General features: G+C 65.4%; 25 protein-coding genes and 2 tRNA genes. 13 read left to right on the forward strand and 14 right to left on the reverse strand.

Going from position 1 to position 23,835, the window contains the following annotated elements; genetic code table 11:
* Positions 1-536: 536 nt before the first annotated feature.
* From VEA80_RS12375 to VEA80_RS12395, 5 genes are all read right to left on the reverse strand, one after another.
* Positions 537-977 carry a hypothetical protein gene (locus VEA80_RS12375; protein WP_325061060.1) on the reverse strand — a complete coding sequence of 147 codons (441 nt, stop codon included), beginning with the start codon at positions 975-977 and terminating at the stop codon, positions 537-539.
* A 45-nt stretch (positions 978-1,022) separates the two neighbouring features.
* Positions 1,023-1,310, reverse strand: a complete 288-nt coding sequence (locus VEA80_RS12380) for a hypothetical protein (protein WP_325061061.1) — start codon at positions 1,308-1,310, stop codon at positions 1,023-1,025.
* 169 nt (positions 1,311-1,479) lie between these two features.
* Positions 1,480-1,995: a hypothetical protein gene (locus VEA80_RS12385; protein WP_325061062.1), complete on the reverse strand. Its 516-nt coding sequence runs from the start codon at positions 1,993-1,995 to the stop codon at positions 1,480-1,482.
* Positions 1,995-2,270: a hypothetical protein gene (locus VEA80_RS12390; RefSeq protein WP_325061063.1), complete on the reverse strand. Its 276-nt coding sequence runs from the start codon at positions 2,268-2,270 to the stop codon at positions 1,995-1,997. Before VEA80_RS12390 ends, VEA80_RS12385 begins: the two co-directional genes overlap by 1 nt.
* Positions 2,267-2,767: a hypothetical protein gene (locus tag VEA80_RS12395; protein ID WP_325061064.1), complete on the reverse strand. Its 501-nt coding sequence runs from the start codon at positions 2,765-2,767 to the stop codon at positions 2,267-2,269. The genes VEA80_RS12390 and VEA80_RS12395 overlap by 4 nt, the downstream gene beginning before the upstream one ends.
* A 91-nt stretch (positions 2,768-2,858) precedes the next feature.
* Between VEA80_RS12395 and VEA80_RS12400 the strand changes: the two genes are divergently transcribed.
* Positions 2,859-3,101, forward strand: coding sequence for a helix-turn-helix transcriptional regulator (locus VEA80_RS12400; protein WP_325061065.1), 243 nt, complete (start codon positions 2,859-2,861; stop codon positions 3,099-3,101).
* A 685-nt stretch (positions 3,102-3,786) separates the two neighbouring features.
* Here the strand turns inward: VEA80_RS12400 and VEA80_RS12405 are convergent.
* From VEA80_RS12405 to VEA80_RS12420, 4 genes are all read right to left on the reverse strand, one after another.
* Positions 3,787-4,059 (reverse strand): hypothetical protein, encoded by a 273-nt coding sequence (locus tag VEA80_RS12405; RefSeq protein ID WP_325061066.1) that lies wholly within the window; start codon positions 4,057-4,059, stop codon positions 3,787-3,789.
* A 290-nt stretch (positions 4,060-4,349) separates the two neighbouring features.
* Positions 4,350-6,347 (reverse strand): DUF3363 domain-containing protein, encoded by a 1,998-nt coding sequence (locus tag VEA80_RS12410; RefSeq protein WP_325061067.1) that lies wholly within the window; start codon positions 6,345-6,347, stop codon positions 4,350-4,352.
* A gap of 208 nt (positions 6,348-6,555) precedes the next feature.
* On the reverse strand, positions 6,556-7,890 hold the full coding sequence (locus VEA80_RS12415) for a tyrosine-type recombinase/integrase (RefSeq protein ID WP_325061068.1): 1,335 nt from the start codon (positions 7,888-7,890) through the stop codon (positions 6,556-6,558).
* A gap of 142 nt (positions 7,891-8,032) precedes the next feature.
* Positions 8,033-8,108 (reverse strand) — tRNA-Phe (locus tag VEA80_RS12420).
* A 178-nt stretch (positions 8,109-8,286) separates the two neighbouring features.
* On the opposite strand from VEA80_RS12420, the gene VEA80_RS12425 reads away from it, so the two are divergent.
* The 7 genes from VEA80_RS12425 (at position 8,287) to VEA80_RS12455 (ending at position 14,937) form a co-directional block, all read left to right on the forward strand.
* Positions 8,287-9,093, forward strand: coding sequence for a M48 family metallopeptidase (locus tag VEA80_RS12425; RefSeq protein ID WP_325061069.1), 807 nt, complete (start codon positions 8,287-8,289; stop codon positions 9,091-9,093).
* Between the two features lie 73 nt (positions 9,094-9,166).
* Positions 9,167-9,243, forward strand: a tRNA-His gene (locus VEA80_RS12430).
* A 107-nt stretch (positions 9,244-9,350) separates the two neighbouring features.
* The gene (locus VEA80_RS12435; RefSeq protein ID WP_325061070.1) at positions 9,351-10,211 is read left to right on the forward strand and encodes an ATP-grasp domain-containing protein; all 861 of its coding nucleotides are present in this window, start codon (positions 9,351-9,353) and stop codon (positions 10,209-10,211) included.
* Positions 10,208-11,422 carry a bifunctional folylpolyglutamate synthase/dihydrofolate synthase gene (locus VEA80_RS12440; protein WP_325061071.1) on the forward strand — a complete coding sequence of 405 codons (1,215 nt, stop codon included), beginning with the start codon at positions 10,208-10,210 and terminating at the stop codon, positions 11,420-11,422. Before VEA80_RS12435 ends, VEA80_RS12440 begins: the two co-directional genes overlap by 4 nt.
* Positions 11,423-11,458: 36 nt before the next feature.
* A complete protein-coding gene (locus tag VEA80_RS12445; protein WP_325061072.1) occupies positions 11,459-12,691 on the forward strand; it encodes a patatin-like phospholipase family protein in 1,233 nt (410 codons plus the stop codon).
* Between the two features lie 6 nt (positions 12,692-12,697).
* Positions 12,698-13,768, forward strand: coding sequence for an FAD-dependent oxidoreductase (locus VEA80_RS12450; RefSeq protein WP_325061073.1), 1,071 nt, complete (start codon positions 12,698-12,700; stop codon positions 13,766-13,768).
* The gene (locus tag VEA80_RS12455) at positions 13,765-14,937 is read left to right on the forward strand and encodes an acyl-CoA dehydrogenase family protein (RefSeq protein WP_325061074.1); all 1,173 of its coding nucleotides are present in this window, start codon (positions 13,765-13,767) and stop codon (positions 14,935-14,937) included. Before VEA80_RS12450 ends, VEA80_RS12455 begins: the two co-directional genes overlap by 4 nt.
* Positions 14,938-14,954: 17 nt before the next feature.
* Here VEA80_RS12455 and VEA80_RS12460 read toward each other — a convergent pair whose 3' ends face one another.
* A complete protein-coding gene (locus tag VEA80_RS12460) occupies positions 14,955-15,827 on the reverse strand; it encodes a hypothetical protein (protein ID WP_325061075.1) in 873 nt (290 codons plus the stop codon).
* On the opposite strand from VEA80_RS12460, the gene VEA80_RS12465 reads away from it, so the two are divergent.
* A complete protein-coding gene (locus VEA80_RS12465; RefSeq protein WP_325061076.1) occupies positions 15,826-16,596 on the forward strand; it encodes a transglycosylase SLT domain-containing protein in 771 nt (256 codons plus the stop codon). The genes VEA80_RS12460 and VEA80_RS12465 overlap by 2 nt on opposite strands.
* Here VEA80_RS12465 and VEA80_RS12470 read toward each other — a convergent pair.
* On the reverse strand, positions 16,593-17,786 hold the full coding sequence (locus tag VEA80_RS12470) for a CaiB/BaiF CoA-transferase family protein (RefSeq protein WP_325061077.1): 1,194 nt from the start codon (positions 17,784-17,786) through the stop codon (positions 16,593-16,595). The two genes, VEA80_RS12465 and VEA80_RS12470, sit on opposite strands and share 4 nt — an antisense overlap.
* A gap of 115 nt (positions 17,787-17,901) precedes the next feature.
* Between VEA80_RS12470 and VEA80_RS12475 the strand changes: the two genes are divergently transcribed.
* Entirely contained in the window at positions 17,902-19,044 is a 1,143-nt protein-coding gene (locus VEA80_RS12475) for a DUF2336 domain-containing protein (protein WP_325061078.1), read from the forward strand.
* Here the strand turns inward: VEA80_RS12475 and VEA80_RS12480 are convergent.
* The 3 genes from VEA80_RS12480 to VEA80_RS12490 form a co-directional block, all read right to left on the reverse strand.
* Positions 19,041-19,700, reverse strand: a complete 660-nt coding sequence (locus VEA80_RS12480) for a hypothetical protein (protein WP_325061079.1) — start codon at positions 19,698-19,700, stop codon at positions 19,041-19,043. The genes VEA80_RS12475 and VEA80_RS12480 overlap by 4 nt on opposite strands.
* An 82-nt stretch (positions 19,701-19,782) precedes the next feature.
* On the reverse strand, positions 19,783-20,277 hold the full coding sequence (locus VEA80_RS12485) for an Hpt domain-containing protein (protein WP_325061080.1): 495 nt from the start codon (positions 20,275-20,277) through the stop codon (positions 19,783-19,785).
* Positions 20,278-20,318: 41 nt separating this feature from the next.
* Entirely contained in the window at positions 20,319-21,074 is a 756-nt protein-coding gene (locus tag VEA80_RS12490; RefSeq protein ID WP_325061081.1) for an NAD kinase, read from the reverse strand.
* Between the two features lie 101 nt (positions 21,075-21,175).
* On the opposite strand from VEA80_RS12490, the gene VEA80_RS12495 reads away from it, so the two are divergent.
* The 3 genes from VEA80_RS12495 to VEA80_RS12505 all read left to right on the forward strand — a co-directional run bounded on the left by VEA80_RS12495 (position 21,176) and on the right by VEA80_RS12505 (position 23,835).
* The gene (locus VEA80_RS12495) at positions 21,176-21,940 is read left to right on the forward strand and encodes a class II aldolase/adducin family protein (protein ID WP_325061082.1); all 765 of its coding nucleotides are present in this window, start codon (positions 21,176-21,178) and stop codon (positions 21,938-21,940) included.
* A gap of 23 nt (positions 21,941-21,963) precedes the next feature.
* Positions 21,964-22,602 carry a hypothetical protein gene (locus VEA80_RS12500; protein WP_325061083.1) on the forward strand — a complete coding sequence of 213 codons (639 nt, stop codon included), beginning with the start codon at positions 21,964-21,966 and terminating at the stop codon, positions 22,600-22,602.
* 69 nt (positions 22,603-22,671) lie between these two features.
* Positions 22,672-23,835, forward strand: a complete 1,164-nt coding sequence (locus VEA80_RS12505; protein WP_325061084.1) for an efflux RND transporter periplasmic adaptor subunit — start codon at positions 22,672-22,674, stop codon at positions 23,833-23,835.

Consider the following 23,835-nt stretch of genomic DNA (forward strand, 5'->3'; position numbering starts at 1 on the left):
ACGGGAAGCTCGACTGGCTCACGCCAGCCGCCTACGCCGCCCGTTGGGCAAGGAACGAAGAGCTTGAAGGACGCCCATTGGGGGCGTTTGATGAGGATCGGACTCCAGTGGCGGCTGGATGAGAAACGGGGGTCACGTCAGATGGCGCAAGCCATTCGGAAAAGAACAAGGCCCGCGAAGGGGGAGCATCCTTCGCGGGCCTTGTCTTGCCGGCCGATCTAATCGCGGTGTTAGGCGACGATCTGAGCGGCTTGGTTGAGCGTGGCCATCGCCATCGGTGCGAACAATGCGCAAGCGGCGATCAAGGCGTAGAATTTGGTCATTGGTTTGCTCTCGAAATTTGGATGTGGGCCGATCAGGCGACGATGAGCGCTGCTTGGTTCAGGGTCGCGAAAGCGACTGGGGCGAACACGGCGCAGGCGGCGATCAGGGCGTAAAACTTGGTCATTTGGTTTGCTCCTCGGATCGAAGCGTCATCGCTTCGATGAGCAAACCTACCCAGGGGCAGCGCTTGTCGCCGTGACCGAGGGCACACCTCAAATTTGTGACCAAAGGCGTCCTTCGGCGAACTTCGGCCGCTGATTCAGCTTTGACGCGAGCGTCACCAATTGAGCGACTCCGCCAGTTGTGATTTTTAGGCACTGAACCTGATTATCGTAGAGCGAGTAGAGTGCATGAGCACACCGAACACCGTGGCTGTCTCGATCCTGAGCGAGACCGGCGCGCGGCTCGATACGAAGGCGCACACATTGAAGTTGGAAGCTGACGGCAGTCTGGAAGTAATCGGAGAGAAGCAACACCGGAGGGTACCGGCAGGAAGCTGGCGAAGCTTCGACGTTACCAAACTCGATGCGGTGAGCGGAGCGTAAGGCCGCGGTAATGATAGCTTCCGGCGACAGCGCGCCGAACTTGCGGGCAGGGCGCGATCGGCAGGTTTTGAGCGCGCCGGTCATTCGCGAAAGATCGCGATCGGCCAAGTGCTGGCCCAAAGCGGATATCGGATGAGGAAGCAAGACTGGGAGTCAGCGTTGATCTGCTCCAACAACCACACGCCAGGCCCAAACTAACGGATGAACTTGCGTGGCCTCGTTGCGCACCTGCTTGTCTAAGGCCGGTTGCGCGCGAAAAAGCCAGAGCCCGATGACAAAGAAGGGCCAGAGCAATCCAATATTGATCGCCCATCCCCGCCAGCTCGAATGGAGACCGGTTACGAAGAAGGCGTAAAGGAACGCAGTCGCTGCGGCATAAGCGGCGGCGGCAATCAGAACGGCGACGACAATGGCGGTCAGATGAGGAGGTGGCGGTCTCATTCAGTTCTATCGGCTGGCTAGCATGGACCCAAGTAGTACGGTCAAGGATAGGCTGAACGTCGGCAATCGGCGATATCAGGTCAGCTAACCGAACAATGACCAACGTCGCCTATCCGCTCAATTCCTGCCGTGCGAGTTTGGCGGCGGCCGTCTTAAGGAGCGCGAGGAATTAACGCCCTGATCGCATCTGCTTCAGATCGCCGATCGTCGATTTGAGCAACGAAAAAGCGCTCGGAAATTCATCTGGCTCCATGGCTGCGGCGACGACCTGAAGCTTACCGATTACGCCGCCGATGCTCGTCGCTCGTAGGCGTCGCAGCCGACGGATGCTCCGCGGCAGCTCCTTGTCGAGCACGGCCCAGCGTTCGTGGATGGCGTAGAGCTTGCGGCCGGCAGGCAGGGCGTGCCGTTCAGCTTCGGTAAGCTTGAACCAATTGTGCTTGTCGACAAGCCAAGCCTCCACCGTGCCGTAGCGACGATGCAGCCGCTCATTCTCGCGATGAAGCAACCAGGCTTCGCGCGCGAGTTCGACAACCGGATCGATGACGCTTGGCGACGCCTCCACAGTCATCGGCAGCGGCGGTGCCTGCTTTGACGGAATGCCCTCGGCGGCGAGCAGCGGCGCCGCCGCTGCGCCGGCGATCAGTCCACGGCGGGAGGGGCCCGAACGTTTGCGCGCCTCCATCAGGCCTGCCTCCAAGTGATTAGCGTGAGCGAGCGCGGCGTGACGAACCACGCCCACAGTCTCAGAAGAGCGAAGCGCATTAGCGCGGCGGCAATGACGCCTGCGGCAACGCCCAGGAGAGTGCTCTCCAAGCGCTCGGCGACGTACCAGCCGACAACAAAGGCGCTGGCGCCGGAGAGCGCCCAAAACAACGCCGCGAGCGCGAGCCACGACGCCAAGTGGAGGAGCGCGCCCGCCAACGCCAGGACACACAAGGAAACGCACGCTAACGTCATGACGCGCCCTCCGGCGTCATCGCCTTGAAGTCGCGCAGGATTGACGCGATCAGGTGATGATCTTCTTCGTTCTCGTCCTTGCAGATGTGGGTCGCGGCGACAGCGAGTTTGCCGGCAAGACCGAGGGCGCTGGTGGCGGCAAGCGTCGGCAGGATCTTCAGCAGCGTCTCCTGCTCCTCCCAGAGCTCCTCCAACCGATCGTCAATCTGATAGAGCTCCTGCGCTTGCGGCAGCGCACGCTGCTGGCGGCGCGACAGCTTCAGGAAATTTTGCTCGCGCGCGAGCTGGGCCTCGAGCTTCTGCCAGCGGCGGGACAGGCGTTTGTATTCAGCGTCTAACGCGAGCCAATTTTCGCACGCGACGATCGCGTGGTCTGTCGGGGCGGACAGCGCTCCCGCAAATAAGGGCGCAGCCGTTGCGCCTCCGATCAGGGTGCGGCGCGAGGGGCCATCAGGGCGTGCGTCCGCGGCCGCCGCCACCGGTGGGCGTCGAGACATTTAACTGGACCTTCAGCTACAGATGTCACCTTTTAGGCCAGGAGGCACTTTGCGTCAACTGAAAAGTGCCTTGTTGGACTAAAGGTGACTTTTGCTGACTGCGGGACAAATTCGTGCAGCACGCGGCTTGCTCGACTGGAGCCAGAAGCAGCTCGCGGACGCGACGAAACTGTCCGTGCAGACCATCAAGCGGATGGAAGGGGTTCGCGGTCCGGAAGGCAGTACGGCGGCGAATGTCGATGCAGTTCGTCGTGTGTTGGAGGATGCCGGCGTGGTGTTCCTCGACGCTAGGCAGAACAAGGACGGCGGCCCTGGAGTGCGCCTCAAGAGGTGAGGTTGGGTAGCGGCCAGGAGACCTTCTAGTCGTACTTGGGAAGGCGCGCTTTTCCGAGCGGCCCGCGTCGCTGAGTGGCTCCTGTTAGCGAAGCGCCTCGACAATCGCTACGGCTGCGCGGTCGGGAGGCATTGTGACGGTGTCGATGTTGATAACAGGCTCCGGCATCGCCTCGTTGGCGGCCTTAAAAATCGGACGCAGCTCGCGAAGCAGCTCCAGTGAGACGAGCTTGTCATGCTGCGCCCTGTGTCTGCGTTGGAGAGCCGTCGCTCTTGCTCTTCGTCAGAGACCGTGAGCCGCACGAACTTGATGTCGCCGCCGGCCGCTTCGACCACCGATATGGCGCGGGGCACGAAGTCAGACGTGACGGTGCTCTCGGGAGCGTAGGTGAAAATGAGCGAGCGCCCAGCTGCTGCGGCCTCCGCGAAGGTCTCGACCCAGAAGCTCTCGCGCAATCTCACGAACGGAGGCGATCCGAATGGAAAAACGGCGCCCACCGCATCGACGACCCACCGCATCGACGACCAAATGATTGTGAAAGAGCGCATAGCCTGTCAAACGGGTGAGGTGTCGTGCGACGGTGAGCTTCCCGCTAGCGGGCGGGCCGTACAGGAAGATGAGCTGCATCCGGCCAGAGTAGATGCTGCTGGCAGCGCTCGCCAGGATGTCGCGCCCTAAGGATAAATCAACGAGATTGCGGCGCACCGGGCCGCTTCGGCTCGCTCGACGAGCGTCGTGGCGCAGAGAGTTGCGCCGCGAAGTAGTCGTCGAGGTCGGCCTTCCAGTACATCGCCCGCACGCCGACATGGGTGCAGAGCGGGCCGGTGCCTTCATGAAACTTGCGCGCCAGCGTCTGCGGCGCCGTCTCCAATCCGAGCTCTGTGAGGTAGCGCGCCGCCTCCTTGCGCGAATAGAGCCGGTTCTGGTCCTCGCCAGGAAGTAAAGGTGCGTCCTGCATGCTTCACCTTTCGAGCCTTTCCACGCGAGAAGGCGATCATCCCATCGCGGACGGGTCAACGCAGGCGCCGCAAGGGGCGAATTCGCGCGCGCGGCGCACACGACGGCAACGCAGGGATAAAGGAGGAGACGGCCTCCGCCTCTGTGCGCGAGGCCGCTCCAAAGCTGATCGGATGGGAATCGCTGAGCGCGCGAAAGTCGCGACACCTCGCCGCAATCACGCTGCTGGCTTCGCGCTTCGCGCCTCTCGCCGATGCAACGCGAGGCAACAGCAGGAAACACCGTGCTAGATCACCCGCGCCCGCCAATGTCGAGTTTCAACGCCTTGGCGAATTCCTTCTCGGCGCCGCGGCCGTACTTGAAATCGAAGTTGAGGCCGTTGACGCGGCCTGAGACGAATTGATTGAGGGCGCGGTCCATCTCCGGCCGCCACGGCACAAGGGCCGCCAAGAAACGCTCGTCGGCCCGCTCGATCAGCGCGTAGCTCTGTTCGGCCATGTGGATGCGGCTCGTGTAGAGCCCGTGCGCTTCCTCGCCATTCCTCGCAAAGTGCGCAACTCGGCCGGTCTCGCGCTCAATGCGATCACGCACCGCCTTTTCCTCCATGGTCTCCAGAGCGGTGCGCCAATCGTGGTTGGCGCGGAAGCCGTCGTCGCCACGCTCGCCGAGACCGAGCTTCTCCAGGGTGGTTTCGCGTTTGAGCCAAGCCTCTTTCACTTGCCTGCCAAAGCCCTCCAGGCGGAGTTCGCTCCGGTCCTCGAGGCCGCTTGCGATGCGGTCGAGCCAGGTAGGCCCGCGATACTCGGCCTGCCGCTCCAACGCATGCGGGTCGAGCAAGGTCACCCGTGCGCTTTCGCGCCCGCCTCGGACTTCGCGGGCCATCACCTGAAGCGGGTAGTCCTCCGGCAACAAGAACGTGCCGTCGCGTTCGCGGCTCACAACGCCTTCGCGGCGCAAGGCTTCGAGCCGGCGCTCATGCATCTTGATGTAGGCGTCGCGGTCTGTAGGGCGCGCCTGCCGATGGATAGCAGCCGAATAGGCGAGGCCGTTCTCCTGGGCGATTTCCCAGATGGTGCGGTCGGACGGCTTCAAAGCGGGCGCGGCGCGCTCGATCTCGACGATGGCGCCGCGCTCGACGCCGGCGAGGCAGCGAAGATCCTCGGGGCTTGCGACACGGGCAGTCCAGAAGCTGCCGTCGATGCCGTCGACGCCGATCAGCTGCGGCCCGCGCGGGTCGTCGCTGAGGCGCTCAAAGCCAACCAGGCGCCCGACGACGCGCTGGTCCCAGTCCGCCGCCTCCAGCTCACGGGTGCGACCAGGCTCGAGCCCACGATCTTCCTGCGCCAACAGGTGCGCTGCGGCGCGCTCGCGGTCGCGCCGGTCGGCAAGGCGCGTCAGCTTGTCTTCGAGCTCCGCGTCAAGCCGCCAGACGCCAGCTCTTGTGGGCTCGGCCAGTCCAAGCTCTTCGAGCCGATTGAGACGCCGCACCAGCCGGGCGGCGTGAACGCCGTCCTCTGGAAGCTCGCTCATTGCGATCTCGCGGTCACGAGCGCGGGCGATAAGCTCGCGGTCGAGCTCTGTGAAGCGCTCCTGTCTGACCGCACGATCGGCGCGATCGGGCTCAAGGCGCGGGCCGATCAGCTCGGTGGCGAGGTCTTCGGCACGCTCGCGGAAACCGTGGGAAACATAAGCCCGCGGGATCACCAGGTCGCGTCCATCGTCGCGCACGCCGCGCATCAGCAGGTGGACATGAGGGTGGCCGGTGTCGTGGTGTTCGGCCGCGATCCAGTCGATGCGGGTGTCGAGGTCGAGCTCCACGCGCTGCATCAGCTTGCGGGTGTAGGCTTTGAGGTCATCGATCGCGCCGCCGTACTCGGGCGAGATGATGACCCGGAAATGGTGGCGGTCGCCTTCGCAGCGTGCGACAAAGGCTGCGCCATCGGCCTGGTCGAGCTCGCGGTCGAACACCTGGACCGGATCGCCGTCGCGGCCGGCGCCGTCGCGCTCGACATAGAGCGTGTGCCGCATCAGCGAGCCTGCACCGCCCGCCAGCCTGCCATGGACCTTGGGGTGGATCTTCACCATCACGCGCTGACTGCCGGCCGGCCGGTCGTGCTTCAGCTTGACACTGCCTGCGCCGCGGCTGCGGTTGAACCAGGCGGCGCGTGCGCGCGCGGCGACACGCTTTGAGCTGACCGCGGATGGTGGGCGAAACAGCGACGCAAACTCTGGCGTGCGCTTGGCGCGCTGGCGGCTGACGTCGCCTTCAAATCTGTCTTCGTGATCCATCGCTCGCGCTCTCATATCAGCGCAAAGCGGCTCTCATCACCTTGCCGCAGTTTGCGGCGCCGCCCGCGAACGTGCGGCAGGAAAAAAGATGTGCAGACAAGCCGCTGTGCATCCAGCACTGCGGCGCATTGTATCTTGCCCTCTTAATCGGCCAAGTTTTCGCGTTCTTCTTTGTCATTCCTGGTTATCGGATGCGTTCGGGCGCCGCTCAATGCGAGTTTGACCGGCGCAGCAGCGGCTGTTTTCTCAAATGATTTGGCCGCAACATTGACAATGGCTTCTTGAGGCCCGGGGCAGGTCTTTGCGTCAGTGATAGGGGAGGGGCTGCTTTCGTTGCGATCGCCGCCGCGGAGTTCGCACGAAACGCATCGATGCGATTGGACCACCAGGCCATCATCCGCACGCGCTCGTCCCAATATTCCGCGCGCGCATAAGCGCGGCGAACGTCGTTCCCGTCGCAATGACCGAGCTGGCGCTCGATAGCGTCGGCGTGCCAGAGGCCGCTTTCGTTGAGCAGCGAACACGCCATCGCTCTAAAGCCGTGGGCGGTCATCTCAGTGTTGTCGTAGCCGAGGCGCCGAAGCGCGCCGTTGAGGCAGTTGTCCGACATCGGGCGGTCGCAGCCTCGAAGCGATGGGAAGACGTAACGACCATCGCCGGTCAGCCTCCGCATCGATGCAAAGATCGCGACGACTTGGGGCGTCAGCGGCACCTTGAGGGGCCGCCGCATCTTGGTTTTGGCCGCTGGGATGCTCCAGACGGCCTGCTGAAGGTCGATCTCCGCCCATTCGGCAGTCCTCAATTCGCCGGGGCGGACGAAGACGTGGGGCGCGAGCCTCAGCGCGGCGTGGGTGGCAGGGTGTCCGCCATAGCCTTCGATGGCGCGGAGCAGCTCGCCTGCGCCTTCGGCGGTCGTGATCGCGGCATAGTGCTGAACGGGAGGCGAGATCAGCGCACCTTTCAGGGCATAGGTGGGATCGTTAGAGGCGCGGCCGGTGGCGATGGCGTACCTGAACACGGAGCCGACAACGCTGCGAAGGCGTCGCGCCGTCTCGTAGCGGCCGCGGTCCTCGATCTTTCGCAGCACTGCCAGCACCTCCGGTGCGCTGATCTCCGAGATCGGACGGCCGCCGAGCTGAGGCCGAGCGAAGTCGATCAGCCAGCGCGTCTTGGTCATGGTGGCCTCGGCTCTGCCTTCGCGCTCCATCTTGGCGATCAGTTCGTCGGCGATGACGGCAAAGGTGACGCCGCGCTTCAGCTCCGCTTCGATGCGCTCAAGTTTGCGTTGTTCCAAGGGATCGATGTCGGCGAGGAGAAGTTTGCGCGCATCGTCGCGCATCGCGCGCGCATCGCTCAGGCTGATGAGGGGATAGGGCCCGATGATGAGCGTTCGGCGCCTGCCGGCGAAACGGTAGTCGAAACGCCACGCTTTGGCGCCGCTCGGCTGCACGAGTAGATAGAGCCCATGCTCAGCGCTCAATTTGTATCGAGTTGCGCGCGCTTTCGCGTTGCGCACGGCGACATCAGTCAAAGTGACGGACACGACTTTCTCCGCTCGCTTTCGTGTCCGTCAAAGTGTCTCCAAAACGCGTCGCTGTGAACGTACGGCCTTGGACGTCACCGGACGTCACGTGCTTGAAAACCATAAGTTTTCGGACGTTAGCGGAAGTCCCTGGACGGGGTTCTGGTGCCTGGGGCCGGAATCGAACCAGCGACACGCGGATTTTCAATCCGCTGCTCTACCAACTGAGCTACCCAGGCGTCCCGGTCGCCGGGCCCTGCAAACTGGGGCCGGCGCGGAGCGAGGGTCTATAGCGGGGCGGCTCCGGCCTGTCCACGTCTGACCGGGCGTCTCCGCGTCCGCCGGTTTGAACTCTTGATTGCGGGGCGCGTTGACCGGAAAAGGTGGTAAGAACGCACGCTCACGAGGAGGTCTGCCATGTGTGAACATCACGGCGCCGACGGCGCCAAACTGGTCGATGTCTCCAAGATGGACCGCCGCGATCTGCTCCGGGGCTTGGGCGCGGGGTCGGCGGTGCTGTTGGCGGGCTGCGCCACCTACGAAAATCCGGTCACCGGGCGCGGCCAGTTCATCATCGTCGACGAGGCGCAGCTGCAGCAGGCTTCGCTGTCCGCATGGCAGCAGGTTCGCCAGCAGACGCCGCAATGGAATAACGCAGCGGCCCAGCGACGGCTCGAGACTGTTGGCCGCCGCATCGTCCAGGCGGCCGGACGCGGCAATCAGTCTTGGGAATTCGTGCTGTTCAATAGCGACCAGAAGAACGCGTTCGTGCTGCCGGGCGGCCAAGTCGGCTTCTATCGCGGTCTTTACGAGATCTGCGAACGCGACGACTGGATGGCGACGGTGCTCGGCCACGAAGTGGGCCATGTGACCGGCCGCCACGCCGCCGAGCGTTACAGCCGCGAGATCGCGACGCAGACGGCGCTGCAAGTCGCCGGCACGCAGATCAACAGCCAAGTCGCAATGGCGGCCCTTGGCCTGGGGGCGCAGGTCGGGATCAGCCTGCCGTTCTCGCGCGAGCAGGAGGCCGAAGCCGACATTATCGGCATCCGCTACATGCAAAGCGCCGGGTACGATCCGAGGCAGGCGATTCCATTCTGGCAGGCCATGCAATCGGGCGGCGGCTCGCGCCCGCCGGCGTTTTTATCGACCCACCCGGACCCTGAGGGCCGCATCCAGCGCCTGCGGAACTTCATCAACGAGCAGGGCTGGGGGCCGGTGTAAGCCGCTGAAATCAAGTGCTTGGCGCCGCCTTGCTTCGCTGCGGCGCCGGCGCTAGGTTCCGCGCCCCGAATGTGCCGCCTTAGCTCAGTTGGTTAGAGCGCCGGATTGTGGATCCGGAGGTCCCTGGTTCGAGCCCTGGAGGCGGTACCATTCGCACCAAGCTGCTGAGCGCGCACGCGCGTTACGCGGCCCACACGGCCAGCGCCTGCGGCTACGCTTTCCGTTCGCTCGATGGTGACGACGGCTACCTCTTCGAAGTGCGCGACGGCCCGCGCGCGGCGACGTTTGCGGCCGGCGCCGGCACACCCTATGCGCTGAATGACGCGCGCTCCGCTTCAATCGCCCGTGACAAGGCGTTTTGCGCCGAGGCGCTCCGGCAAGCGGGCGTGCCCGTGCTGCCCGGGCGGGTGTTCTTTGTCACGAAGCGCTGGATGAAGATGCGCTCCCCAGGGCGCGAGCCTGAGGACGCATTGGCTTACGCGGCGAGCGCCGCCTATCCCCTGTTCTGTAAGCCGATCTCCGCGTCGAACGGGCTATACGCGGAAGTCATCGAATGCGCCGACGCGTTTGCGGACTACATGCAGCGCATCTCTCGCGAGCACTTCGCTGTCCTGGTTCAGCCTTTCGTCAGTGCCCCTGAGTATCGGGTGTTCGTCCTTGGAGGCGAGGCGCTGTTTTCGTATCGCAAGCACCAGCCGCAAGTGATCGCCGATGGACGCAGTACGTTGGCCGATCTCGTCGCAGCGTTGCCGCGCGAAGACGGCGCGCCGCCGCTGAAGCCGCGGGGACGCGGCGCTCATGGCGCCCTGGTGGGCGCACGAGACCTGCCCGCAGTGGGCGAACGGATCACGCTCGAGGGGCCGGCGAACCGGTCGGCGGGCGGCGGCGCATCGGCCTTCCGCGACGGCGCGGAGCCGCACCTCGAGCAGATCGCGCGGACAGCAGCGGCGGCGATCGGGCTAGGACTAGCCGGAGTGGACATTTTCGATCGCGGCGACGATGGGCCAGCGGTTATCGAGGTGAATTCCAATCCGATGATCGCGACCCTCGAAGACCACGGTCGCTGGGATTTGATCGAGGCGATCTGGCGCGCAAACTTCGCGGCGGCGCTGCGATGAGGCCATGGCGGGCGCCGTTTCCGAAGTTCGGCGTCGGGCCAGGGCTGGCGCGCGTCGACAAGGCTGCGCGGGCGCTCGGGATCGATCTTACTCGTTTCGGCGAAACCGGCGCTGTGATCGTCGGCTCCAACGGCAAGGGCTCGACGGCGGCGATGACGGCGGCGCTGCTGCAGCAGACCGGGCGAAACGTCGGGCTCTTCACCTCGCCGCATCTGCTCGATCTGAACGAGCGCTTCCGATTGAATGGCGACGACATCGCCGATGAGGAGCTGGAGGCGCATTGGGAGCGCGTCCTGACCGCGGTTCGGAGCGCCGGCGAGCAGGACAATTTCGGCGCATTCGAGTTTCTGTTTCTGGTCGCGGCCGTCTTCTTCGCGGCGAACGATTGCGCCCACACGGTCTGGGAGGCCGGCATCGGCGGCAGGCTGGATCCCGTGCGGCTGATCCGGGCGCCGCGCCTCGCGCTCACCTCGCTTGATCTCGAGCACACCGATCTGTTGGGTGACACGCTCGAGGCGATCGCGCGCGACAAGCTCGATGCGGCCCGCGCGGGCGCAAAAGTGTTCTACGGCGAGAGCTGCAATGGACAACGCGCCGTCATCGAGTCCCATTGCGCGACGCGCGGCATCGAGCCGGTACTTGTTTCGGCAATCGACCAGGCGCCGTTGCCCGGCGGATTTCAAGCGCAGAACGCGGCGCTGGCGCTCGCGCTGGCGCGGGACATCGCGGTGCTGTCGCCGGAGCAGACGGACGCCGGCTTTGCGGCCACGCGCTGGCCAGGCCGGCTCGAGATCATCGACCGCGCGCCTCTGACGGTGATCGACGTCGGCCACACGCCGGCTGGCGTGCGGGCAGCGCTCGACGGCTTCAACGAGATGCGGTCCGCGCCGTCAGGCGTGCTGGTGCTCGGCGTTTCGCTCGACAAGGGCGTAGCGGAGATCGTCGGTGTTCTTGCGCCGGCGTTCGAAGCGATCATCTGCGTCGCCGCGCGGCACAAGGGCGCCCCACCTGCGCAGATCGCCGCACGTGCGGCGGCGGCGAATCCGAGCGCGGAAATCGCAATTGCCGAGAGCGTTGAAGAGGCGCGCCGGCTGGCGCTGTCAGAAGCGGGCGAGGGCGGCGTTGTCTACGTTGCCGGAGGGCTTTTTCTCGCAGCTGAGTACAAAGCGGTGCACAGCGGGCGCGATCCGGCTTCTCTAGTCTTCTTTTAGCGGCGGACGGACGGTAAAACGGTGATCTGAGGGATCATGTCGAGGACGCTGTTCGAGCACCTGTCGCCTGACACCGGCGCGAAGCGGATGCTTGCGCTCGACGGCGGCGGCGTGCGCTCTGTGCTCACGCTGGGCGTTTTGAAAGCGCTGGAGGACGAACTGCGCCGTCGCGCGGGGGGCGGTTCGGGGTTTCGCCTCTCCGACTACTACGATCTGATCGGCGGCAGCTCGACTGGGGCGATCGTCGATGCCGGTCTGTCGCTCGGCTATGGCGTCGAGCCGTTGGCGGAAACGTTCCTTGCGATGGCGCCGGAGGCGTACGGCCGCAGCGCAGGGGACGACATTCACATCGGCGCGAGGTTTTCGCCCGTGCGCCTGCGCCGTGCGTTGCAACGGATATTCGCAAACCGGACGCTAGGTTCGCAGGACATAAAGACGGGGCTCGCCATTCTCGCCAAGCGCGTCGACACTGGCGCGTGTTGGCTGTTCACCAATCATCCTCTCGGCGCTTTTTACGATCCCCCTGAGGGGGAACAGTTCGCCAACAAGAAATATCGGCTTGTCGACGTGCTTGCCGCGAGCGTGGCCTCTCCGGCGTTGCTCAATGCAGTGTCCGTCGACGTGGAGTTCGACGAGAAGCGCCGCTCGCGGAAGAAGGGCTATTTCATCGATGCAAATCTCAATCCAGGCCAACAGCTTTTCGTCATGGCGCTGGATCCAGGCTACAGGTTCGGCTGGTACGCCGGACCTGATGCGTTGATGATGACCTCGATCGGCTCCGGCCTCCGACGCCCTGCGATCGCCGGCGCTGCCCTCGAGGGGCTCGCGCCCGGATTGCGCGCGATGCATGTGACTCGCGCGATGGCTTATGACGCGCTGATGCATGGCGTTGCGCTGCTGCAGGCAATGTCGAGTCCGCGTAAGCCGTGGATCGTGAATCAGGAACTCGGCGATCAGTCGAAGGCTTCCATCGCCGCGCTGCTGGACTACCAGCGCATTGATGTGGCGCTCGACACCAAGCCGAAGCCGAGGCACGTCGGCGATCCGCAGCCGCCCATGACCCATCTCGAGCGCATGATCGGGCGCGAGCTCGATCCTGCGACTCTGCAGGCTCTGGCGCGAACCGACAATACGCGCGAAGCCAATCTTGAACTGCTTTACGAGACTGGCGTAGCGGCGGGCCGTGCTTACGTGAATGCATCGTACCCGGACCCGAAGTTCGATCTGACCGAGTGGGGCGAGGCGGAGCGGCGCACCGCGCGCGAATGAGAGCTGATGAAACGTGTAGTGATTGTCGGCGGCGGCGTCATCGGCCTGAGCTGCGCCGTGCGCCTGCGCCAAGGCGGCGCGCAGGTGACGCTGCTTGAAGCCGAGTCGGAGCATCCGAGCGTATTCGGGCCCACCGCGTCCGCGGCGGCGGCGGGAATGCTAGCTCCGCTCGAGCGCGGGACCTCGGCGCACGAGCGCCTGATGCTCGACTCGTTCGAGCTGTGGCGTTCGCGCCGGTCCGGCGCGGAATGGGCGGACGGCGCGCGCTTCGATGGCGCCGTGGTGATGAACGGCAACGCCGAAGAGGCGGCTGCCTTCCAACGTAATGCGGAGCGGTTGGGCCGAGAAGCTACGCCGATCAGTCCCGGCCAGTTCGTCAAGCGCACTGGACTCAATGCGCGTGTCGAGAATGCCGTATTCGTCTTGGACGAAGGTGTCGCCGATCCTTTGCGGGTGCTGACCGGACTGGCGATGCAGGCGCGCGCCATGGGCGTGCTGATCGAGTTCGACACCGATGTCGCAAGCGTCAGCGCGAACGCAGCCGTGGCGCACGACGACCGCACGTTCGAAGCGGACGCAATCGTACTCGCGCCGGGCGCCTGGGCGACGGAGAAGATCATGAACGCGGCGCCGGCGTTGAAGCGCGTCCAGGCCAGCAAAGGACATCTGGTTGAGATCGAGCTGCCGCGACCCCTGGGCGCAACTGTGCGCGGCGGCGACTTTTACATCGCCCAACGGCGCGAAGACGTAGTGCTTGGCGCGACCATGGAGCTTGGGCGCCACGACCGCGCCGTGGACAAGGCGCTCACGGCCGATTTGGCGGCGAAAGCCGAGCGTGCGCTGCCGGGCGCCTTCAAGACCAGCGGCCGCGCTTGGGCCGGCATTAGACCGATGAGTCCGGACGGCTGGCCGATGATAGGTTTGGACGGTGATGGGCTCTTCATTGCCGCCGGGCACGGCCGCAACGGTTGGCTCTTGGCGCCGATCACCGCCGAGATCATAAGCGCTTACGTGTTTGGCGCCGAGATCGCGCCGGATTGGGCCGCACTTTCACCGGCGAGATTTGGAACAGCATGACGTTCGCCATCGACCTCACGGAAGAGCAGTTCGCGATCAAGCACGCGATCGAGGAAATCTGCGCCAAGTATGACGATCATTACTGGCTACGGACGGACGAGACGGGGAAATTCCCGGAAGAGTTCGTCGCCGACATCGCGGCGGGCGGTTGGCTTGGCGTCGCGATGCCGGAGCGCTTCGGCGGCGCGGGACTGGGGCTCACCGAAGCCGCGCTGATGATGCAGACGGTGGCGCAGTCGGGTGCCGGATTTTCGGGTGCGAGCGCGATCCATCTTAACATTTTCGGCCTCATGCCGATCGTGAAGTTCGGCACGGAAGAGCAGCAGGCGCGTTTCCTGCCGCCAGCGATCGACGGCACGGACAAGGCCTGCTTTGCGGTCACGGAGCCGAACTCCGGGCTCGACACCGCGAGTCTCGAAACGCGCGCCGAGCGCACCAACAGCGGCTATCGCATTCGGGGCCGAAAGATTTGGACGACCAACGCGCAACGCGCGAACAAGATCTTGATCATCGCGCGCACGACGGCGAAGGATCAGGTGAAGCGCCCGACGGATGGTTTGTCGCTGTTCTACGCCGATTTCGACCGCAAGCACATCGAGGCGCAGCCGATTCCGAAAATGGGCCGCAGGGCGGTGGAGTGCAACACGCTCTTCATCGAGGACCTCGAGGTCTCGAACGCAGAACTGATCGGCGAGGAGGGCGCCGGATTCAAGATACTGCTCTCGGGACTCAACCCCGAACGGGTACTGTTCGCGGCCGAAGCGATCGGACTTGGCCGCGCCGCTCTGAAGCGCGCGGCGCAGTATGCGAAGGAGCGCGTCGTGTTCGGCCGGCCAATCGGTCAGAACCAGGGGATCCAGCACCCGCTCGCCAAATCATGGGCCGAACTGGAAGCGGCAAACCTGCTCACGTTCAAAGCGGCCGCTCTATATGACGCCGGCAGAGATTGCGGCGCCGAAGCGAACGCGGCCAAGTATCTCGGCGCCGAAGCCGGCTTCCGAGCGTGCGAGTCATCCGTGCTAGCGCACGGCGGCATGGGCTATGCCAAAGAATATTTCGTCGAGCGCTATTTCCGCGAGGCGATGATTGCGCGCATCGCGCCGGTCAGCCGCGAAATGATCCTGAACTTTATTGCCGAACGCGTGCTTGGGCTACCGAAGAGCTACTGATAGCGCGAGTGCTCACGTCATGCAGGCGTCTCGCGCATTATCTCCTGCACGCGGGTCGTCAGCGCCGGCATGTCGACCTGCTGAGTGGCGCGCAGCAGCACGGATTGCATCATCAGTGTCCGTTCCGCCGAGACTCCCTCCAACCGCTGAGCCGGTTCGGAGTTCGCCCAGGTGAGGGCGGCCGCGAGTTCGTCGCGTTCCAATGACGAACCGAGCGAGCGCGCGACGTAGTCTTTGAGGCCGGCCATCCCGAAAGTAGTCGTCTCGATCATTGCGATGTCCGTGGGGTGAATGCGCCCTACAAGAACCTCGCTCAACTCACGTGCGAGGTCGTAGCGGTCTCGTGCGATCGAGTCGGCGCTAGGCGGTTGCTCCAGCGGAATCTGGCCTTGTGTCGCCAAGTACACGGTGAGCGGTAGCGAATAAGCGAGCGAAGCTGCGACATAGGCGCGGCCCTCGGGCGTGTCGTAGAACGCGATAGCGGCCAGCAAATCTTCGCGCGCGTTGTGCTGAGCATAGAAGGCTGTCACTTCGCGCACGTAGAACTCCGCCGCGGGCCGGAAGGCCTGGCGCACTGCCTCGTCCATCCGCCGCCATTGCTCATCACTGAGATCTACGCGCCGCGCCTCCGCGCCTTTGCGGAATCCGTAGACCGATGCCTCCACATACATGTCCTCCGCGCCGCCGAACTCGACATAGCGGCGCGCCAGCTGGTCCAAGGTTGCATCGCGGACGGACTCACTGGTCTGCATAGGTTGTGCGCCGACCGGTGCCGCCAGCCCTAGGGCGACAAGCAAAGTCAAACCGGCTGCGAAACGCATGGTGCCCTCCCCATCAAGCGGCGTGACGTTAACAGAGCGTTTACCAAATACATAGACCGCAGATGTCATGAGCGATCCGATTGCGTCCGTCGGGCAGGAGGCCGTTCGCGCAGCGATCCGCCGCGCCGCCGACGCAACCGGTGTGGATTTCTCGCTCCTGGTGGAGACGGCGCGGCGCGAGAGCGCGCTTAATCCCGGCGCCCGTGCAGGCACGTCGAGCGCGACTGGGCTTTTCCAATTCATAGAAAGCACATGGCTCGACATGGTGCGGCGACACGGTCCCGCACACGGGCTCACGGCGCAATCGGCGGCGTTACGCGGCGGCGCGGATGCGCAAACACGGCGCGAGATACTTGCGCTTAGGAACGATCCAGAGCTTTCTGCGCGGATGGCCGGTGAGCTGGCGCGGGAGAACGCGGAAGCCTTGCAGAGCCGTCTCGGACGCACCCCGACAGCGGGCGAACTCTACGCGGCGCACGTCATGGGCGCCGGCGGCGCACTGAGGTTAATCGAGGCGGCGCAGAACGGCGCGCCGGACGCATCCGCGTTGTTTCCGCGCGAGGCGGCGGCGAACCGCGGGTTGTTTTATGCGCATGGTCAAGCGCGTTCGGCGCAGGGGTTGCTGGAGCGGCTGAACCTCGACGCTAGCGCAGGCATCGCGGAGCCGCCGAGTGCGCACGCCGGCGATGTCCGGGGCGGCCAAGGGATTTCACCGGCGTTGGCGCAGGCGCTGTTTCATATGGCGCTGTTGCCGCTGTTGCGCCCCAGCGGTGGCGACGAGCGCGAGAACAGTTCGCTGCAAGCGATCAGCGCCTATGCGCGCATGAACGAGACCTAGGCTGCGGCGCCGCTGGCATATAGCGCGTCGATCTCACCTTCGGAGTAGCCAAGCTCACCGAGGATTGCGCGTGTGTGCTCTCCCAGACGAGGCGAAGGGCCCTTCGGCCCGTCGTCGGCGCCGGGGAAACGAACCGGCGCCGCAGGCGCCGGCATCGAACCGCCATCGTGCGTCGGCGTCTGCACGATGCAGCCGGCCGCGCGCGCTTGCGGGTCGGCGATCGCCTCCGCGGGCGTGAGGATCGGCGCCCACACCATCTCTTCGGCATCGAGCGCAGCGGCGACGTCCGCCAGCGGCCGCGCTGAGAACGCCGTGTCCATCAAGCCTACGAGCTCCGCGCCGTTTTCGCGGCGCGCGCGATTGTTGGCGAAGCGCGGATCGTCGACCAGGTGTTCGAGCCCGAGCGCGCGCGTGAGCTTCGGCCAGTCCTTCTCGCCCTGACGCTGCAGCAGGCTGATCCAATGATCGTCCTGCGTCTTGAAGTAGTTGATCAGCGGATTGGGCACGTCGGCGCGCGCGCGATTGGAAGCGATGCGTCCGCGCGTATGCTGAATGGCGAGATCGCTGCCGCCTACATAATGGGCGACCCGAAGCAACGACGCTTCAACAAGACGGCCTATCCCGGTGCTCTGCCGCTCGTAGAGCGCCGCGAGTATCGCGCCGACGATGGCGAGCGAGGCCACGTGATCGCCGAACGCGGTCCGCAGCTGTACCGGGTCGCCGCCCTTTGGGCGAAACATCGCCGCAAGACCCGAGCGCGCCCAGAAGGCGGCCGAATCCATTCCGGGGCGATCGGCTTCGGCGCCCTCGAGCCCATAGCCTGTCAGGATCGCATAGATCAGGCGCGGACAGCGCTTCAGGATAGTCTCGTGATCGAGGCCAGCGCGCTGCAGCCCGCCAGGGCGCACGTTGGTCAAAAAGACATCCGCCCCATCGATCAGTTTCAGCAGCGCTTCACGTCCCACCTCTTGGGTGGTGTCGAGAATGATCCCGCGCTTGCCGCGATTATCCATGTCGAAAACAGGATTGGAGGCCTCTTCGACGCCGAGCGAGGAGAAGAACATGCGGATCGGATCGCCGCCCGGGGGTTCGACCTTAATGACGTCAGCGCCCCAATCGGCCATCACCCCACCGGCGCCAGGGGCGGCGACATAGGTGGCGTATTCGACGATCCGCAGCCCTTCGAGCATGCCGTTTCCCTCCCGTAACGGCAGGTGCGGTCAAGCTTTCATTAAGGCTCGCCCGCGAGGCTTGCCGCTCCGGCGCGGCAGAGTCGCCGTCGCCTCTGCCAGCGCGAGCGCACCCATGTCGATCGTCACCATGCGCGCCAATCTCACCGATAGCGACATCCGCACCTTGATCAAGGGGCCGACGGAGGATGCGCGCGCGCAGGCTGCGCACAAGATCTGCCGCTGCATCGAAGACGCCGAACTCTCCGCCGACGACCGCGCGCACGCCGAAGGCATCATCTCCATCATGGCGCAGGACGCCGCCGTGCTCGTGCGCCGCGCGCTGGCGGTGGCGCTGAAGAACTCGCCGAAACTGCCGCGGGAGATCGCCAACAAGCTGGCGCGCGATCTCGACAGCATTGCGCTGCCGGTGATCATGAACTCGCCATCGCTGACCGACAGCGATCTCGTGGAGATCGTGCGTGCGTCCCCGCCGGCAAAGCAGGTTGCCGTCGCTAGCCGTGAAAAGCTCACAGCCACTGTGACCGGCGCGCTGTCTGCTTACGCCGTTTCGGAGGCGGTCGAACGCGCGCTCGCCAACGACAATGCGGCCTTCGACGAAACTGGGCTTCAGTCTGCGCTGCAGCGCTTTCCGGAGATATCATCGGTTACTGCCGCGATGGTCAGACGCGAGACGTTGCCGGTGAGTGTGACCGAAAAGCTGGTCGCGATGGTGACAGGCGAACTGTTCGATCACCTGGTGAACAATCACGAACTGCCCCCGCAGATCGCGATCGATCTCGCCATGGGCGCGCGCGAGCGGGCGACGATTGATATCGTCGAGCAGGCTGCCCGTCAGAGTGATCTGCCGCGTTTCGTGCAGCAGCTCAATCTGAACGGCAGGCTGACGCCGTCTCTGCTGATGCGCGGTCTGTGCCTCGGGCATCTCGATTTCGTCGAGCATGCGATGGCGGAATTGGGCGGCCTACCGCATCAGCGCATGTGGCTGCTGATGCATGATAGCGGTCCGCTCGGTCTCAAGGCCGCGTTCGACCGGGCCGGTCTGCCGCCGCGCCTGTTTTCCTCCTTCCGCGCCGCGGTGGAGGTGTATCACAGCGTCGAGCGTGAAGCCGCTGCGCAGGATCGGATCACGTTCCGGAAGCGCATGCTGGAGCGGACGCTGACGCTCTTCCAATCCGTTCCGAAGGATGACTTAGATTACCTGCTCGACAAGCTCGACGCGTCGGGCCTGCAGTCGGAGCGCGTCGCGGCGATCTAACGGAGGCCCGCTTCCGCGAAAGGGCCGCCGCCGCGGTCGAAGCCAGCGATGGCGAGCATGCGCGCCTGCGACGCCGTCGCGACACACTCCGCGGTGACGATCAGCCCGGCGGCTTTGGCGGCCAGCAGCCGCCGTCCTAATGGCGAGCGGTCGCCCGATTCAAGCGCCAGGAACGGATCCGGCGACGTCGGCGCGTCGACGACGACTTCACTGTAGAGCGCGCGCGCGCGCGCGCCGAACGGCAGCGGGCAATCGGGATCGCCGCGCAGCACGATGCTCCAGCCCCGCGCGCGAAGCGCCTCGGCCAGACCGGGGCCGGCAGCGACCATCTGGCGTTCGTTGAGCTGGAAGCTGAAGCTCCGACGCGTGCAGCCCGCTTCGAGCGCCGCCTCGCTGAGCAGCTCGGCTTCCAGCGAGCCCTGTATCTCTTCAGGCACCGCCAACGTCAGGGGCGAGCGCGCGCCGCGCTCCAGCCACGCCATGCGGGCGCCGCGCATCAATCTGGCGAGATTCGAGAACGCGAACGCTTCGCCCGGTGAGCCGCGGGGACGCACCACGCCGCCGCCCAACGCGCCGATGCGAAGATCGACACGCGTGCCGATCGCGAAAGCCAGCGGCTCCGGCGTCGAACGGATGCGGAAGGGAATGACGTTCATGTGCGCAGCTATCGTGAGCTGCGTTCATCGCACGGGCGGAGTTAAGGATCGGCGGTCGAAGATGGTGAACGCTGCATTAGGCTCAGCGCGGCGCCACTCCTAAGCCTTCGACCCGCTGCTCCAACGTGCGCAGCAGGGTGCGGCCCACGGGGTGGTTCACGTCCTTTATTCGGTCGCGCACGGCGGCGCGGAGCGCGTCGACATGGGCGCAGACGAGCGTCGGATCTTGCCGCGCCTGCGCCTTGCCGGCTTGTGTCTCGATCGAACGGCAAAGCGATGCGGCGATCTGCGTAACGATCGGATACCCGTAGGTGGCGCCCATACCCTTGAGATCGTGTGCGGCGGCCATCAGCTGCTCCAGCGCTGTATCCGCCCAGCCTGCCGCTTCGGCGCCCAGACGCGCCTGCTGCAGCTTCTCGATGTCGCCGTCGAGCCATTCGCACAGCGAGTCCGCCAGCGCGTGCAGGACGCTGTCGGCGCGCGCGAGCGTTTCCTCATCGAACACCGGCCGCCTCAGAGCGACGCTCCGCCGGCCAGCGTCGCGGGGATCGATCAGCTGAGCTTTACCGTCGGCCATGCGAGCGAGCATCGAGCTGGCTGGTGAACAGAAGGTTGACGTTAGACGCTGAACTGCTCGCGGAGAATGCGCTCGTCCAAGGCGTGGCCCGGGTCGAAAAGCAGCGTCAGCGCCGCCAATGGGTCCTCGTGGATATCGACTGCGAGAACGTCACGGGTCTCGAGATTGTCGGCCGCGGCGCTTACGGGCCGGCGCTGCGGCTCGAGCACTTCGATGCGGACATGAGCGCGATGAGGCAAGAGCGCGCCGCGCCAGCGACGCGGCCGGAAGGCGCTGATCGGCGTCAGCGCCAGGAGCCTCGAGTCGATCGGCAGGATGGGGCCGTGGGCCGAGAAATTGTAGGCGGTCGATCCGGCAGGCGTCGCCACCATGACGCCGTCGCAGAGCAATTCGGACATCCGCTCAGCCCCATCGACGCTGATGCGGAGCTTGGCCGATTGCGCCGTCTGGCGGAGCAATGAAACCTCGTTAAAGGCGCGCTCCTCGACTGCGCCAGCTGCCGTCTCGCAATGCGCCACCAGGGCGCGGATACGAACCGGTTCGGCGCCGGCGACGCGCTCCTCGAGATTGTCCTCGGCGTACTCATTCATGAGAAAACCGATCGTGCCACGGTGCATGCCGTAGACGGATTTGCGGTCCCGCAGTCGTGCGCGCAGCGTATCGAGAATGTGGCCGTCCCCACCAAGCGCCACGATAACGTCCGCGTCGGCCTCGCCGGCTTCGCCGTAACGGTGGCGGAGGCGGCGCAGCGCTTCTTGCGCTTCCGGACGAGCGCTGGCGGTGAAGGCGAGCTTCATGCCGGAACCTCTTACGCTGCGCCAGCGCGCTCGTCACCGGTTCGCGCAAGGCCGGTTGAGCAGTGGGGGCGATCGGGCTAGGGTCGGCGGCGGAGGATCAGATGGCCGACGACGTTGGAGTATCCCTGAAGGGCCGGGTGAGCGCGGAGGAGTGGCAGGCGCGCGTCGATTGCGCGGCGCTCTACCGGCTTGTCGCCCTGCACAGCTGGGACGACATGATCTTCACGCATATTTCGATGCGCGTGCCGGGGCCCGACCATCACTTTCTGATCAATCCCTATGGGATGTTCTTCGAGGAGATCACCGCATCCTCGCTGGTGAAGGTCGATCTCGAAGGCGCTATCGTCGCGCCGACGCCGTACTACATCAATCCGGCCGGCTTCACGATCCACTCCGCCATTCACGCCGCACGCGAAGATGCGCTTTGCGTCATTCACTTGCATACGGACGCCGGCGTCGGCGTCTCGGCGCAGCAGGACGGTCTGCTGCCGATTTCGCAGAACTCGCTGCTGGTCCTCCCCAACCTCGCCTACCACGATTATGAGGGCGTTGCCCTCAATCTCGACGAGCGCGAACGGCTGGTGAAGGATCTTGGCGAGAAGAAGATGATGCTCCTGCGCAATCACGGCACGCTATCGGTCGGCGCGAGCGCTGCGGAAGCCTTCATCGGCATCTTCTTCCTCGAACGCGCGTGCGCGCAGCAGGTCAACGCCGTCTCGGGCGGGCGTGACAAAGTGCTGATCGCGCCGGAGGCCGCCCAACTGGAGACGGTCGGACAGAGCAAAGGCTTGGGGATGGTATCGGGGCTTGCGTGGCCGGGGCTGCTCAGAAAACTGGACCGGCATTTGCCGGGCTACGATTCCTAGGGATCGCAGCGGCGCTCGCGCCCTTGCCGGCCAACGCCGGCGCCTGGATCGCCCCCGAAGGCGGCCAGAAAATCTGGACGTCGTTCGCCGGCGAGAGCGAAGGTTTCACTTTCGTCGAGTTGTCCGGCTACGTTGAAGCGCCGGCGGCGAGGGACACATCAGTCGTCGTCTCCACCTGGATGCAACGAAACGCCGACCCTGCGGAAGTATGGCGCGGGGAAGCGACGCTCGCCGCCAAGCATGTCGTCTATCGCTCCGGCCGCGGCGCGATCGTAGCCTTGCAGGCCGGCGCGCTCTGGAACTCGCGTCCGCAGGAAGGCTGCAGCGAAGGCGGCGCCGAGGTCCGGGCCTTGCTCGGGCGAGGCATCGGCCGCACCGGCTTCGTCAATGTGGAAGCGGCGACCCGCGCGCTGGAGGGCGGCTGCGAGAGCGAGCGACTGGACCTGACCGTAGGGTACCGACCCGGCGAAAATTGGCTGGCGATGGGGCAACTGTTGCTGGAAGCGCCGCGGGAGGGTGACGAGATCCTGAGGGCCCAGGTCACCCTGGTGAATTTCCGCCCAAGCGGTAGGGGCATTCAAGTCGGGCTGCGGACTCGCGTTGACGGAGGCGCCCAAGAGACGGCGCTTGTAGTAGGACTGTGGGGTCGGCCGGGCGGTTGATCGCAAATCGCTGGACGGCACTGCGAATTAGACACAATTCCGAAAAGAGTTCGTTGTAAGGTCCGCTACATGTTGGGGTTCTTCAGACGCTACAGCTTCGCGGCCGTAGTGGCCGCGGCGCTTGGTCTGATGGCGCTTGTAGTGGCCGGCAAAGCTTTGCTTTCAAGCGGCGGGGGCGAGGGCGCGGCCAAGGCCGCGACATCTGGACCCGGGCGCGCGGGTGGTCTGGGCGCTCCCGGCGGCGGCGCGATTGTGCTCGCCGCAACTGCGACCATGCATGTGTTCACGGACGGGCTGCAGGCGCTCGGCACTGCGCAGGCGCGCGAAAGCATCGTGCTGACGCCCAAGGTCGCTGACACGATCCGCTCCATTCGCTTCGACAGCGGCGACCGCGTACGGCGCGGGCAGGTGCTGGTCGAAATGTCGAGCGTGGAGCAGGCCGCGGATTTGGCCGAAGTGCGCGCGGCGCACCAGGCGGCCCAGGACGAACTACGCCGTTACCAGGAGCTCTATGACCGCGGCTTCGCTTCGCAGGCGCGGCTCGACACTGTGCGCGCGGCAGCCGAAGCGGCCGAGGCGCGGCTCAATGCAGGCGGTTCGCGGATCGCCGACCGCACCATCCGCGCCCCGTTCGCTGGCATCGTCGGCCTCCGCACGGCGAGTCCTGGCCAATACATGCGCCCGGGCGATCAGATTGGCACGCTCGACGACGTCTCCGAGATCAAGCTCGACTTCGATGTGCCGGAAACCCAGATCGCCCGCGTAAGAGCGGGCGTCGAGATCACGGCGCGCACGGCGGCGTATCCCGACCGCGCCTTCTCCGGCCGCATCTCCAACGTCGATAGCCGTGTCGATCCGACCACACGCACGGTGCGCGTGCGCGCGATCCTGCCCAATGAAGATGAGGCCCTGCGCCCGGGCATGCTGCTTACCGTCGACGTGCGTTCGAACCCGCGAGAGGCGCTGGCGGTCCCGGAGATCGCGATCCTCGACCGCGCGGACGGCGCGTACGTCTACCGCATCGCTGCGGCGGAAGGGGCGCAACTGGCTGAGCTGGTCCGCATCCAGACGGGCGCGCGCGCAGGCGGCATGGCCGAGGTGCTCGACGGGCTGAACCCGGGCGACCGCGTCGTCACCGAGGGCTTGCAGAGCGTCCGGCCCGGCCAGCCGGTGCAGATTGCGGCGCCCGCTGGCGACGCCGCGCAAGCGCCTCAGCTGCGGCCGCGCGGTTAG

It is taken from the genome of Vitreimonas sp. (genome assembly GCF_035627415.1).
GTDB lineage: Bacteria > Pseudomonadota > Alphaproteobacteria > Caulobacterales > Aquidulcibacteraceae > Vitreimonas.

What these genes read in the sequence shown, in the direction of transcription:
- VEA80_RS12380 (WP_325061061.1), bottom strand. Translation starts at nt 1,310, where the DNA reads ATGAGACCGCCACCTCCTCATCTGACCGCCATTGTCGTCGCCGTTCTG.
- VEA80_RS12385 (WP_325061062.1), bottom strand. Translation starts at nt 1,995, where the DNA reads ATGGAGGCGCGCAAACGTTCGGGCCCCTCCCGCCGTGGACTGATCGCC.
- VEA80_RS12390 (WP_325061063.1), bottom strand. Translation starts at nt 2,270, where the DNA reads ATGACGTTAGCGTGCGTTTCCTTGTGTGTCCTGGCGTTGGCGGGCGCG.
- VEA80_RS12395 (WP_325061064.1), bottom strand. Translation starts at nt 2,767, where the DNA reads ATGTCTCGACGCCCACCGGTGGCGGCGGCCGCGGACGCACGCCCTGAT.
- VEA80_RS12405 (WP_325061066.1), bottom strand. Translation starts at nt 4,059, where the DNA reads ATGCAGGACGCACCTTTACTTCCTGGCGAGGACCAGAACCGGCTCTAT.
- VEA80_RS12410 (WP_325061067.1), bottom strand. Translation starts at nt 6,347, where the DNA reads ATGGATCACGAAGACAGATTTGAAGGCGACGTCAGCCGCCAGCGCGCC.
- VEA80_RS12425 (WP_325061069.1), top strand. Translation starts at nt 8,287, where the DNA reads ATGTGTGAACATCACGGCGCCGACGGCGCCAAACTGGTCGATGTCTCC.
- VEA80_RS12440 (WP_325061071.1), top strand. Translation starts at nt 10,208, where the DNA reads ATGAGGCCATGGCGGGCGCCGTTTCCGAAGTTCGGCGTCGGGCCAGGG.
- VEA80_RS12445 (WP_325061072.1), top strand. Translation starts at nt 11,459, where the DNA reads ATGTCGAGGACGCTGTTCGAGCACCTGTCGCCTGACACCGGCGCGAAG.
- VEA80_RS12450 (WP_325061073.1), top strand. Translation starts at nt 12,698, where the DNA reads ATGAAACGTGTAGTGATTGTCGGCGGCGGCGTCATCGGCCTGAGCTGC.
- VEA80_RS12455 (WP_325061074.1), top strand. Translation starts at nt 13,765, where the DNA reads ATGACGTTCGCCATCGACCTCACGGAAGAGCAGTTCGCGATCAAGCAC.
- VEA80_RS12465 (WP_325061076.1), top strand. Translation starts at nt 15,826, where the DNA reads ATGAGCGATCCGATTGCGTCCGTCGGGCAGGAGGCCGTTCGCGCAGCG.
- VEA80_RS12460 (WP_325061075.1), bottom strand. Translation starts at nt 15,827, where the DNA reads ATGACATCTGCGGTCTATGTATTTGGTAAACGCTCTGTTAACGTCACG.
- VEA80_RS12470 (WP_325061077.1), bottom strand. Translation starts at nt 17,786, where the DNA reads ATGCTCGAAGGGCTGCGGATCGTCGAATACGCCACCTATGTCGCCGCC.
- VEA80_RS12475 (WP_325061078.1), top strand. Translation starts at nt 17,902, where the DNA reads ATGTCGATCGTCACCATGCGCGCCAATCTCACCGATAGCGACATCCGC.
- VEA80_RS12480 (WP_325061079.1), bottom strand. Translation starts at nt 19,700, where the DNA reads ATGAACGTCATTCCCTTCCGCATCCGTTCGACGCCGGAGCCGCTGGCT.
- VEA80_RS12485 (WP_325061080.1), bottom strand. Translation starts at nt 20,277, where the DNA reads ATGGCCGACGGTAAAGCTCAGCTGATCGATCCCCGCGACGCTGGCCGG.
- VEA80_RS12490 (WP_325061081.1), bottom strand. Translation starts at nt 21,074, where the DNA reads ATGAAGCTCGCCTTCACCGCCAGCGCTCGTCCGGAAGCGCAAGAAGCG.
- VEA80_RS12495 (WP_325061082.1), top strand. Translation starts at nt 21,176, where the DNA reads ATGGCCGACGACGTTGGAGTATCCCTGAAGGGCCGGGTGAGCGCGGAG.
- VEA80_RS12505 (WP_325061084.1), top strand. Translation starts at nt 22,672, where the DNA reads ATGTTGGGGTTCTTCAGACGCTACAGCTTCGCGGCCGTAGTGGCCGCG.